The sequence below is a fragment of the Chryseobacterium indologenes genome (assembly GCF_018362995.1).
GTDB lineage: Bacteria > Bacteroidota > Bacteroidia > Flavobacteriales > Weeksellaceae > Chryseobacterium > Chryseobacterium indologenes_G.
In genome coordinates this window covers 2,648,406-2,660,298 of sequence record NZ_CP074372.1, presented here as the reverse complement: position 1 = coordinate 2,660,298, position 11,893 = coordinate 2,648,406, and the positions used below count along the sequence as shown (strand labels likewise).

Here is an 11,893-nt window from a genome sequence, read left to right as displayed (position 1 = left end):
AGGCATGGATATTTATTTTAAAAAAAGCCCCCTTTATATCATTTTTAATGTTGAAAAGGTTAGTTAGCAAAAATGAAATTCAAATGTTAGTGTAGTAGAAAAGGGGGCTTGGCATGGTTTATATGATAGATAATAATTTTTTAGTTGTTTCCGTTTTCCCATTTCACCTCTTCTCCCTGCGGAGCAGCACCACCTTGGGCTGTTGTGATAGGAGCGGTTTCCTGATTGATATGGTAAATGTAAGCGGCAATCTTTTCGGCATCTCTTCCTGTGATGGTTCCTTCCTTGATGAAAGGTCTCATGGTAGGATTATTTGGTGAACCGTTTTCAAGCATCCAGAATACATTTTTAAATAAACTTTTTTCTTTTATGTTGATCCAGTGCGTATCAGTAAGGTTCGGGCCTATTCCTCCTTTTCCTCCGTCTCCATGGCAGGTAACACAATTCGTTTTGAAAAGTTCCTGTCCTTCTGTGATATTATCAGCACTGTATTTTGCAGATTCCAGATTGATCTGGGGAGCTGTTTTTTCATACTCTTCAATAGATGCCAACATGGTTTTTGCTTCTTTAGTATATTCTACTTCCGGATGGGCATAATCTGTGAAAGAAAAGGCTACCAGATAAACTGCACAGAAGATACATCCGAACCAGAACAGGCCGATCCACCATTTCGGAAGTGAGTTGTCAAGCTCTGTAATTCCATCAAACCCATGGTCGATAAGAATATCCTTTTCTTCTGTAACGGATTGCTTTTTGAAGGCAGAATTCCATAATTTCTGATAATAAGGAACCTTTTTGTCTGCCAGATATTGTTTTTTCTCTTCCTCTGATAATCTGTTGAAATTTTCATTTTCCACCAGATCTCCAATCGAATTCATAATGAGCAGGAGGATAATGGCAATTAATATCAGCGCCCAGAAAAAAGGAGAAGAAAAATATCCTGAATCACTGGCGAACATTTCAAAGGCCATGATCGTTAAACCTATCGTTGTTGCGATATATATTGAAATTGGGGTTCTCGTTTTCATTGCAATTCAATTTTAAATGTTACTCTACGCTTGCTGTTTGTACCTGTGTTGTCTTAATATCTGTACCTAATCTTTGCAGGTACGCGATCATAGCTACAATTTCTCTCTGTTCAAGAGGTACATATGCAGATCCTTTTGCTGTTTTCTCTTTTACCATCTGATCTTTTACATCTGTTGCTTCAGCATAGATTCTCTGTACAATTGCTTTTGACTGGTTGTCTGCCCATTGGTTGGCAGAATCTATCTGAGCTTTTGTATAAGGAACATCGAAAGCATTTTTCATCAGTTTCATTTTATCCACCATCTGATTGCGGTCCAGTTTATTGGTGATCAGCCATGGGAAGCGTGGCATGATAGAACCTGCAGACGTAATTCTTGGGTTGTACATATGTTTGAAGTGCCATGAGTCCGGGTTTCTTCCTCCTTCTCTGTGAAGATCAGGTCCTGTTCTTTTAGATCCCCATAAGAAGGGTCTGTCGTAAATAAATTCTCCGGCTTTGGAATATTGTCCGTTTTTTCCTTCAAATCTTACCACTTCATCACGGAAAGGTCTGATCATCTGGGAGTGGCATGAATTACAGCCTTCACGGATATAAAGATCTCTTCCTTCCAGTTCCAGCGGTGTATACGGTTTTACTGCCGTTATCGTGGGAACACTTTGCTTCAGTGACAATGTCGGAACAATCTCTACTAATCCACCAATTGCTATAGTGATGAAAGCTAATATAGAAAGGAGAGTAGGAGTTCTTTCCAACCAAAGGTGTACGCCTTCGCCTTCTTTTCTTGTACTTCCGATATTGGCTAATGCAGGAGCTTCTGCAGGAACTTCTTTCTGGAATGAACCGGCTTTAATAGTTTTGATAACATTAATGACCATTAAAATTGCCCCTGACAAATAAAGAACACCTCCTAAGAATCTCATTTTAAAGTAAGGAATAATTGCAGTAACCGTATCCAGCCAGTTTTTCCACAATAATGTTCCGTCCGGGTTGAATTGCTTCCACATCAATCCTTGTGTGAATCCTGAAATATACATAGGAACGGCATAGAAGATAATTCCTAATGTTCCCAGCCAGAAGTGCCAGTTGGCCAGTTTTTTAGACCAAAGAGACGTTCTCCACATGATCGGAACTAGGTAATAAACAATTCCGAATGCCATAAAACCATTCCATCCGAGTGCACCAATGTGTACGTGCCCGATTACCCAGTCAGTATAGTGACCAATTTTATTTAATGATTTTGTTGCTAATAAAGGTCCTTCGAAAGTTGCCATACCATAGCAGGTAATAGCAACTACAAAGAATTTCAGAATCGGATTTTCTCTTACTTTATCCCATGCTCCTCTTAAGGTTAGAAGACCATTCAGCATTCCTCCCCATGATGGTGCAATAAGCATGATAGAAAATCCTGTTCCTACCGCCTGAGCCCAGGCAGGCAAAGCTGTATATTGCAGGTGGTGAGGCCCGGCCCAAAGGTATACAAAGATCAGCGACCAGAAGTGAATAATGGATAGCTTGTATGAGAATACCGGTCGTTGTGCTGCTTTTGGCATAAAGTAATACATCAGACCTAATACAGGGGTCGTTAAAACAAATGCTACTGCATTGTGCCCATACCACCATTGTACTAATGCATCTTTTACACCTGCATATACAGAATAAGATTTCCAGCTTGTGAAGGATAACGGAACTTCCAGATTATTGAAGATATGAAGCATCGCTACAGCAATCCAGGTTGCAATGTAGAACCAGATGGCTACGTATAAATGTCTCACTCTTCTTCTGGCAATAGTTCCGAACATATTGATCCCGAAAACGATCCATGAGAATGCAATTAAAATGTCAATAGGCCATTCATGTTCAGCGTATTCTTTAGATGTGTTGATTCCCATAAGGAATGTGATCACTACACTGATAATCATAATCTGCCAGGACCAGAAATGAATCCATGATAGCGTATCACTATACATTCTGGTTTTAAGGAGTCTTTGCATACTGTAGTAAGCACCACAGAAAAAGGAATTACAAACGAAAGCAAAAATTACAGCACTGGTATGAAGCATTCTGATTCTTCCGAAGCCCATTGCTCCCTGAGTATTGATCAGTCCCTGAATATTGCCTGAAGCTAAGCTTTTAATAGTTGTATCATCCGTACCGAATAAAAATTCAGGTAATTCAGGATAAAAAAGCATCAATGCAGCTGTAAGCCCCAGCAGAAATCCTACAAGTCCGAATGCGATAGTCGCATAGAGGAATGCTCTGACAATATTATTGTCATAATTAAATTTTTGCGTCTCCATAAATTCCAATAGTGTTTACCGAAGTGATATTTTCTCTTAAAAAAGACCTATTTTTGACTCTTTTCTATGTTGAAAATAAATATCATGTAACGTGTATAATGTTTTGCCAAAGGTATTTATTAACTTTGTTAGAGGCTATTAGATAATCTTCTAAAATATACCGAAAACTACTAAAACAAAAACGATGAAAGTATGTGGACAAAATATCAGGAAAATCCGTAGGAATAAAGACCTTACGCAGGAGTACATGGCATTTGAAATGGGAATCTCCCAGAAAGCCTATTCCGATATTGAGAACTCCAAGGTAAAGATCAATCTGGAGATACTGACTAAAATATCAACGATCTTAGACATCAAACCATCTGATATCTGCAGTATTTCGCATAAATGTGGAATAGATACATATGAAGACAAATATCAGGATCTTTTGGAGTATATGAAAAAGAATAATATTTCAATTCCGAAAGAGTTTTTGTAGACTTTGGTTTTTAGCTTTTGCATTAAAATGTAATCATCATAAAATAATGATCTCCTTCAGTTGTTGAGGGAGATCATATTTTTTGTGCTAATAAAAAGGCAGCAACTTGTGAACTTTATCAATAATATAGGAAGAAAAGAGGTCTCTTCTGTTACGGGAGCCCGCATTGTCAATTTACCCCATGGAATGTGAATTTCTCTGAAAAGTTTTTATATATTTAGCGACCGAATAATTCATTCAATGAGCAACGAAAATAAAACAGGAGAAAAGGAGACTTTAGTTAGAGGATTAACAAATCGACATATACAATTAATTGCCCTTGGAGGTGCCATCGGAACCGGGCTGTTTCTGGGAATCGGGCCGGCTGCAGTACTGGCAGGACCATCAGTAATTTTAGGCTATGCTTTAGCTGGAATTATCGCCTTTTTTATTATGCGTCAGCTTGGTGAAATGGTTGTTCAGGAACCCGTTTCAGGAAGTTTTAGCCACTTTGCCTACAAATATTGGGGAAATTTTCCAGGATTTGCTTCAGGGTGGAACTACTGGATTCTCTATATTTTGGTAAGTATGGCGGAACTCACGGCAATAGGACATTATATTCACTTTTGGTGGCCGGATATCCCGCTTTGGGTTTCCAGTTTATTCTTTTTTATTGTAATTAATGCGCTTAATCTTGCTTCTGTAAAGGTGTATGGAGAAACAGAGTTCTGGTTTTCTATCATCAAAGTAGTAGCTATTATAGCCATGATTATCTTCGGAGTATACCTGTTGATAAGTGGTACAGGAGGAGAAAAAGCAAGCATTACCAATTTATGGAATGATGGCGGATTCTTCCCAAAAGGATTATTTAACAAAACAGAAAACGGATATTCAGGATTGTTTGCCGCAATGGCCATGATCATGTTCTCTTTTGGAGGACTGGAACTTATCGGAATTACAGCTGCAGAAGCTAAAAATCCGGAAAAAACCATTCCACAGGCTACCAACCAGGTGATCTACAGAATCCTTATTTTCTATGTTGGAGCTTTGGTGATCTTATTTTCATTAAGCCCCTGGAGAGATATTACAGAAGGTTCCAGTCCGTTTGTAATGGTGTTTCAGAATCTGAACGGCCTTGAATTCAGCCTTTTTGGTAAAGTGATTCAGTTCAATACATTGATTGCTAATGTGCTTAACCTGATTGTTTTAACCGCAGCATTATCAGTGTATAATAGTAGTGTTTACAGTAACAGCAGAATGCTTTTCGGATTGGCTCAACAGGGGAATGCCCCGAAATTCCTGAAAAAACTGAATAAAAACTCTGTTCCTATCAATGCTATTCTTATTTCATCATGCTTTGCCGGGATATGTATTATCATTAATAAATTAGTGCCGGAAAAAGCTTTTGAATACTTAATGGCTTTAGTAGTATCTACTTTGATCATCAACTGGCTGATGATATGCTATACCCATCTGAAGTTTAAAAAATCAATAAATGCATCAGGAATTCATTCAAAATTCTCTTCTATATTTTATCCTGTATCCAATTATATCTGTATTGCCTTTCTGGTTCTGATATTAGGATTAATGAGTATCACAGGAATGGAAATTCAGGTGATTCTGATTCCGGTATGGATTGGCTTTTTGTTTATTATGTACAGATTGTACAAAACGAAGTAAGTTATAAAAAACTACATCTGAAAAGGTGGAATCATTTGATTTTCACCTTTTTTATTTCTGAAAATTCTGGAGGATATTTTTTTAAGTTGAGAAAAATTAAAAATTTTCATAGGATACTATCACATATTTTTAGCATATTTTCGTATCTTGGTAAGAGGTTGTATTTCAAATTCAGGTGAAAATTTAATCTGTTTGAATGCCCGCGGATAAGCCGAAAGCCGTTAAAAAAAAGTAGGCAGGACCAAAAAAGACACCTATGGCCAATTTATTTCAAACCCTTACCAACACCGTAAAACATTGGTACATCCCATTAATCTTCGGAATTATATTTCTGATCTGTGGTTTCTATGTATTCAGTGTACCGCTTGCAACGTATGTTACACTTTCCATTTTTTTCAGTGTTTCATTTTTATTTTCAGGAATTACGGAAATATTCTTTTCCTTACAGAACAGTAAATCCCTGCAGGGTTGGGGCTGGTTTCTGGTAAGTGGGTTATTAACTACAGCGATAGGAGTTTATCTCATCGCAAATCCTCAGATTTCAATGACTGTGCTGCCGTTTGTTATAGGATTCACTTTACTGTTTCGTTCCTTTCAATTATTAGGTTTTGCATTCGATCTGAGAAGTATGAGGATAATGAGCTGGGGAAATGTAGCGTTAGCCAGTGTCGGAGGAATTATATTTTCTCTATTGTTGATTTTTAATCCGGTGTTTACAGGAATTTCATTAGTTACCCTTACTGGTGTTTCTTTTATTTTCATGGGAATAGCTTCCATTATGCTGGCCCTGGATTTAAGAAAAATTAAAAAAATCCCCGGAAAAGTAAGTCAGGAATTAAGAGACAGAATCAAATCTATACAGGAGGAAATTGATGATCTTAAAAGATAATAAAGTAAATTACTTCTAAGTATAAAGGCCTTGTAAAAAGGTCTTTTTTTATTTTTAAAGAATAAAAGAATTACCAGAACAAAAGTTACAGAAAGGTCATGGATCTTAATAATCATTAAAAAATATCTGAATGGAAAAACAAAAAGTGAAATTAAATATCGCAGAGTTAAAAAAACTTCTTAATATTCTACTTGTACATTTAAATAAACAGAATAATACAGCTTTTGTGGAATTTGAAAAAGATTTATACTGGAATATAACAGACGAAGAATTATACGATCCTTATAAAGATCCAATAGATCTTACGATAGGAAGCTTAGTAGAAGATTGGTTGTTTTTACAGAAAGTTGCGAAAGATGAGCGGGAAATATTACACTATGATTTTTATAAATTAGGATCTATTCTAAAATTCCTTGGGAGTAAAAGATTGATTGATAAATAGTGTACTTTGTTCTATGGAATAAAAACAAAAACCATCCTTAAAGAAGGATGGTTTGTAGACCCACAGGGATTCGAACCCCGACTGACGGTACCAAAAACCGGAGTGCTACCGTTACACTATAGGTCTGCTTTATTTTGGTTTTGCAAATTTATATATTTTTTTCTTATTTACAAATATCTTCTTTCAATTTTCTGCTGTTTGTATAAAAAAATAGATTTTAATCCCATGGCAATTGATGTATGAATAAAAAACAAAAACCATCCTTAAAGAAGGATGGTTTGTAGACCCACAGGGATTCGAACCCCGAATGACGGTACCAAAAACCGGAGTGTTACCGTTACACTATAGGTCTGTTTTATTTTGGTGGTGCAAATTTACAGCTTTTTTCTTTACATACAAGAATTTTTTGAATTTTTTTTTAAATTTACTGTGGATTTTATTTACGGAAAATATGCTGATAGACTTCAATAATCTCAATATTAATAAATTATCGTTCCATACGGAATTTGAAAAAAAAGTTAAAATTTTTCTTGAAGAGTGGTTTTCAGAAAAAGCGGGAGTGAATGTCCAGACTTCAGGCTCTACAGGAGTACCAAAAATTTTTGAAATTGAGAAAAAGAAAATGGGCAATTCTGCAGTAATGACCTGTAACTTTTTGGGATTAAAAAAAGGAGATACTGCATTACTCTGCCTGCCTGTAGAATATATTTCAGGAAAAATGATGATTGTCCGTTCCATAGCAAGAGAGTTGAAGTTAAGAGTTACAGAGCCCTCTCTAAAACCTGTTGAAAATTTAGAAGAAGAAATAGATTTTTGTGCGATGACACCGCTTCAGGTAGAAAATTCATTGGAAAAACTTCATCTGATCAAAAATCTGATCATTGGTGGTGCAGCCGTTTCAGAAAGTTTGAAAAATAAAATTCTACAGATGAACCTTAGTGTTTCAAACCGTATTTTTGAAACCTATGGAATGTCAGAAACGCTTTCCCATATTGGCTTAAAGCAATTGATGCCCGAGCAGGAAGATTATTTTACCGTTTTTGAAAATGTATCCATCTCTTTGGATGAAAGAGGATGTCTGAAAATCTTTGCTCCTGATTTAAATGCTGAAGTACTACAAACTAATGATTTAGTTGATATTAGAAACGAGAAACAGTTTAAATTTCTGGGAAGAATTGACAATGTGATCAACTCCGGAGGAGCAAAAATTTTTCCTGAAGCTCTTGAGGCCCTGGTGAAAAAGGAAATACCAAATGAAGCTATATTTATCGGTTTGCCGGATGAAAGTTTGGGTCAGAAATTGATACTGATTATAGAAGGAAATCAATCAGATGAGGTCATAAAGAAAATTTCATATATACCATTTGAGAAAAACTTCCATAAGCCCAAAGAAATTATTTTCATCAGTGAAATTCCGAGAACGCCCAATGGGAAAATAAACAGATTGGAATTGTATAAAATATTTAGTTAAAAAAATGAAAGACTTTTCAAAAGAACTCAGTTTCAAAACTTCCCGCAGCAGTGGGGCAGGAGGGCAGAATGTCAACAAAGTAGAGACTGCTGTTACCGTACTTTGGAAAGTAGATGCATCAGAGTTTTTCAATGAGGATCAAAAAGTATTGATTCAGGATAAACTGAAAAACAGGATCAATGCAGAGGGCTTTTTATTCCTCACGGTTTCCGAAAGCAGAACCCAGCTGATGAATAAAAATAAAGCCATTGAAAAAATAACTGAAATTGTAAACAAAGCCCTTATTGTTCCGAAGAAAAGAACTGCAACAAAACCTTCAAGAGCTCAGAAACAAAAGAGACTTGATGGCAAGAAAAAATTATCTGATAAAAAAGAAAACAGGCGCTTCAAATTTTAGCTTGTTTCTCACGGAGAAAATTTTAATTTTGCCGGAAACTTTAAAACCATGATAAAAAAACTAATTTTATTGGGAACTATTTCGAGTTCTTTATTTTCTTTTGCACAGGAAAAAATAACCATCATACCGGCTGTAGGGTATGCATGGAGAGTAGCTAAAACAGCACCTGGGCTTTCCATGGCAGAAAAAAATTACGTTAAAGGATTGAAAAACGGAATCCATTTTGAAATTGCTGCTTATTATAATTTGAAAAATATTGGGATTGGTGCTAAATTTTCCAACTATAATGCTTCCAGCAGCGGTGTACTGAGCGGATACAATATGAATGGACAGGCTGTCACAGCTTCTATAAGCACTAAAGATAATATTACATTCTTTGGACCTTCCGTTATGTTTTCCAATTATACTAAACCTACAAACCATAAACTTGTCGCTGATGTATCTCTTGGAGTGATTACCTACACTACAAAAACAGCAGCTGTAAAAGGTACAGGTTCCAACCTTGGTCTGGAACTGGGGGCAGCCTACCAATATGCAGTTTCTAAAAACTTTATGATAGGTCCTAAGTTGGGAATTACGGCAGGAACATTGAGTAAAATAAAAGTGAATGGACAGACCGTTGATCTTAATGATGACCAGAAAGAAGGTCTGACAAGAGTTTCTTTAAGCGCTGCCGCTACATTCCGTTTTTAAATTACTATCTTTGTAAGGATTACAAATAATCTCATAATAATGGCAGCAACAATCTCTTTCTCGGCAGAACGCAGGCAATCAGGATTGTTGCTGTCATTACTTTATCTGCACACAGATTCTTTTCTGAAAAGTTCTAAGGACTTTATCAATTAAGCCCTGTCAGGATCCAAGACAGGGAATTATTCCGGATTTTATTTATTGCTTTTTTGCGGTTTTCTATAGAAGAAGGCTGTTGTATGCCTAGATTCTACATTGGGTCGTCAGGGAATAACTGCATTTTAATTTTAAAAAAATAACAAAATGTCCAATCATATTATTGTAACCACCGGAATTTATGATGCTATAAAAGATACACTCAGAAGAAAAAAAGTGAGCATCAGAGAAGAAAAAAGACTTACAGAAGAACTTAGAAATGCAAAACAGGTATTGAGAAGAGATCTGCCTGCTGATATTGTAACAGTTGAAAGGAAAGTAACTTTAAAAGACCATACCTTAGATTTTGAACACGAATATATTTTTGTGCCGTCTACCAAAGCAAAACTTAAAAAAAATAAACATTCCATATTATCCGATATTGCTCTTGCAGTAGTAGGATATAAAGTAGGAGATGTTATCAACTGGCCATTCAGAGACGGAGAAAGAAAAATTGAAATTCTGAAAGTAGAAGCCTGGGAGGGATAACCTTTGTTGAATGATATTAAGTTGAATTACAATGAAAGCGTGGCTTATTTGAGCTGCGCTTTTTGTTGACTATTTTGGAAACGCAAAGGCGCAAGGATTTTATCTCCAATAAAATTGAAACTGTTGAATATATAGACTTTGCTGAAAATCTAATATTGAGCGAAGTCGAAATGTTCTTGCACCTTTTTTAGAAATACCCGCAGTGTTTGGAACTCTTACGTCTTTGTGTTTTCCACAAAACAGCTTTAGCATTTAACAAATGATAAAAAAAGACTCCTCCGTTACACTTTCTTTAAGTGCTTTGACTGCATTCCGTTTTTAAGTTTTATCTTTGCAAAAATTAAAAAAATGAGCAAACCGATAACTGAATTCATAGAAAAGTATTACCTGCACTTCAACGCAGCTGCATTGGTGGATGCTTCTAAAGGATATGTTGCACATCTTAAAGATGGCGGAAAAATGATGATTACTTTGGCTGGAGCAATGTCTACTGCTGAATTAGGGAAGATTCTTGCTGAAATGATCCGTCAGGGAAAAGTAGATTTTATCTCTTGTACAGGGGCTAACCTTGAAGAAGATTTAATGAACCTTGTAGCACACTCTCACTATGAAAGAGTTCCTCATTACAGAGATTTGACTGCTCAGGATGAGTGGGATCTTTTAGAAAGAGGTCTGAACAGAGTTACAGATACTTGTATCCCTGAAGAAGAAGCTTTCAGAAGATTACAAAAACATATCGTTGAGATCTGGAAAGATGCTGAAGCTAAAGGAGAAAGATATTTCCCTCACGAATTCATGTACAAAATGATCCTTTCAGGAGTATTGGAGCAGTATTATGAGATTCCTAGAGAAAACTCCTGGATGATTGCTGCTGCAGAAGCTAATTTACCAATCGTAGTACCGGGATGGGAAGATTCTACAATGGGTAATATCTTCGCTTCTTACTGTATCAAAGGGGAGCTTAAGGCTACTACAATGAAATCAGGAATTGAATATATGACTTACCTTGCTGACTGGTATACTAAAAATTCAGGAGGAAAAGGAGTAGGATTCTTCCAGATTGGTGGAGGTATCGCAGGAGATTTCCCTATCTGTGTAGTGCCAATGTTATATCAGGATATGGAAATGCATGACATTCCTTTCTGGTCTTATTTCTGCCAGATTTCAGACTCTACAACATCTTACGGGTCATATTCAGGAGCTGTTCCAAATGAAAAAATCACTTGGGGCAAACTTGATATCACTACACCGAAATTTATCGTTGAAAGTGATGCAACCATCTGTGCACCATTGATGTTCTCTTATATCTTAGAAAACGCTTAAGCATAAAATTCTCATCAGAGATTACCATACAGCGCTCCAATTCATTTGGAGCGCTTTTTTATTTTAGTATTTAGAAATAGATTTGTTTTAATAATTCAAATTATTTAACCATTAAGAAAATGAAGAGAATAAGAAAAATTAAGTTTCATCTTTGATGAAAAATAAAACACACAGCTAAAAAAAATAGCTTTAGCTATTCTCTTAATATTCTTAAAAACTTAAATGGCCTTAATGGTTCAAATAAATAATGATATACAATTTTATCGGAGATAAAATCTTTGCGCCTTAAAGCATGAATCATGTCAGAAAGACTAGCGCCTTTGCATTTTCCAAAATTCCCCACAGACATCTGTAGCCAAAGACATTCATATTCAGAAAAATCAATCCAAAGAATTCACCAGCACAAAATAACGATATGCCAGAATACCTTTTTCAATCTTAGTAAGATGGTTAGGATCTTTATTACTCAGCTTAGGAAGAACTTTTTTATTAACGGAATTCAACAGCCTGAAAAATGATTTTTTCATATCTTT

Annotated in this window: 12 protein-coding genes and 2 tRNA genes; 9 read left to right on the top strand and 5 right to left on the bottom strand. The window is 36.0% G+C overall.

What is annotated here, in order from left to right; translation table 11 throughout:
• Positions 1-140: 140 nt before the first annotated feature.
• Both DYR29_RS12015 and ccoN read right to left on the bottom strand, forming a co-directional pair.
• Entirely contained in the window at positions 141-1,028 is an 888-nt protein-coding gene (locus DYR29_RS12015) for a cbb3-type cytochrome c oxidase N-terminal domain-containing protein (RefSeq protein ID WP_213277060.1), read from the bottom strand.
• A gap of 19 nt (positions 1,029-1,047) precedes the next feature.
• Complete coding sequence (ccoN, locus tag DYR29_RS12010) at positions 1,048-3,327, bottom strand: cytochrome-c oxidase, cbb3-type subunit I (RefSeq protein WP_213277059.1); 2,280 nt, start codon at positions 3,325-3,327, stop codon at positions 1,048-1,050.
• A gap of 184 nt (positions 3,328-3,511) precedes the next feature.
• Between ccoN and DYR29_RS12005 the strand changes: the two genes are divergently transcribed.
• The 4 genes from DYR29_RS12005 to DYR29_RS11990 all read left to right on the top strand — a co-directional run bounded on the left by DYR29_RS12005 (position 3,512) and on the right by DYR29_RS11990 (position 6,795).
• Entirely contained in the window at positions 3,512-3,805 is a 294-nt protein-coding gene (locus DYR29_RS12005) for a helix-turn-helix domain-containing protein (protein ID WP_213277058.1), read from the top strand.
• Positions 3,806-4,045: 240 nt separating this feature from the next.
• Positions 4,046-5,464, top strand: coding sequence for an amino acid permease (locus DYR29_RS12000; RefSeq protein ID WP_213277057.1), 1,419 nt, complete (start codon positions 4,046-4,048; stop codon positions 5,462-5,464).
• 256 nt (positions 5,465-5,720) lie between these two features.
• Positions 5,721-6,353, top strand: coding sequence for an HdeD family acid-resistance protein (locus DYR29_RS11995; protein ID WP_213277056.1), 633 nt, complete (start codon positions 5,721-5,723; stop codon positions 6,351-6,353).
• Positions 6,354-6,483: 130 nt separating this feature from the next.
• Positions 6,484-6,795, top strand: a complete 312-nt coding sequence (locus DYR29_RS11990) for a hypothetical protein (RefSeq protein ID WP_213277055.1) — start codon at positions 6,484-6,486, stop codon at positions 6,793-6,795.
• A 55-nt stretch (positions 6,796-6,850) separates the two neighbouring features.
• On the opposite strand, the gene DYR29_RS11985 is transcribed toward DYR29_RS11990, so the two are convergent.
• Together DYR29_RS11985 and DYR29_RS11980 are read right to left on the bottom strand one after the other, a co-directional pair.
• Positions 6,851-6,921 (bottom strand) — tRNA-Gln (locus DYR29_RS11985).
• Between the two features lie 155 nt (positions 6,922-7,076).
• Positions 7,077-7,147 (bottom strand) — tRNA-Gln (locus tag DYR29_RS11980).
• Between the two features lie 99 nt (positions 7,148-7,246).
• On the opposite strand from DYR29_RS11980, the gene DYR29_RS11975 reads away from it, so the two are divergent.
• The 5 genes from DYR29_RS11975 (at position 7,247) to DYR29_RS11955 (ending at position 11,360) form a co-directional block, all read left to right on the top strand.
• Positions 7,247-8,266: an AMP-binding protein gene (locus tag DYR29_RS11975; RefSeq protein ID WP_213277053.1), complete on the top strand. Its 1,020-nt coding sequence runs from the start codon at positions 7,247-7,249 to the stop codon at positions 8,264-8,266.
• Positions 8,267-8,270: 4 nt separating this feature from the next.
• Entirely contained in the window at positions 8,271-8,663 is a 393-nt protein-coding gene (arfB, locus tag DYR29_RS11970; protein ID WP_213277052.1) for an alternative ribosome rescue aminoacyl-tRNA hydrolase ArfB, read from the top strand.
• A 48-nt stretch (positions 8,664-8,711) separates the two neighbouring features.
• Entirely contained in the window at positions 8,712-9,356 is a 645-nt protein-coding gene (locus DYR29_RS11965) for a hypothetical protein (RefSeq protein WP_213277051.1), read from the top strand.
• A 300-nt stretch (positions 9,357-9,656) separates the two neighbouring features.
• Complete coding sequence (locus DYR29_RS11960; protein ID WP_213277050.1) at positions 9,657-10,037, top strand: GreA/GreB family elongation factor; 381 nt, start codon at positions 9,657-9,659, stop codon at positions 10,035-10,037.
• A gap of 348 nt (positions 10,038-10,385) precedes the next feature.
• Positions 10,386-11,360: a deoxyhypusine synthase family protein gene (locus DYR29_RS11955; protein ID WP_047097747.1), complete on the top strand. Its 975-nt coding sequence runs from the start codon at positions 10,386-10,388 to the stop codon at positions 11,358-11,360.
• Positions 11,361-11,740: 380 nt separating this feature from the next.
• Here DYR29_RS11955 and DYR29_RS11950 read toward each other — a convergent pair whose 3' ends face one another.
• Complete coding sequence (locus tag DYR29_RS11950; protein ID WP_213277049.1) at positions 11,741-11,887, bottom strand: hypothetical protein; 147 nt, start codon at positions 11,885-11,887, stop codon at positions 11,741-11,743.
• Positions 11,888-11,893 lie beyond the last annotated feature (6 nt).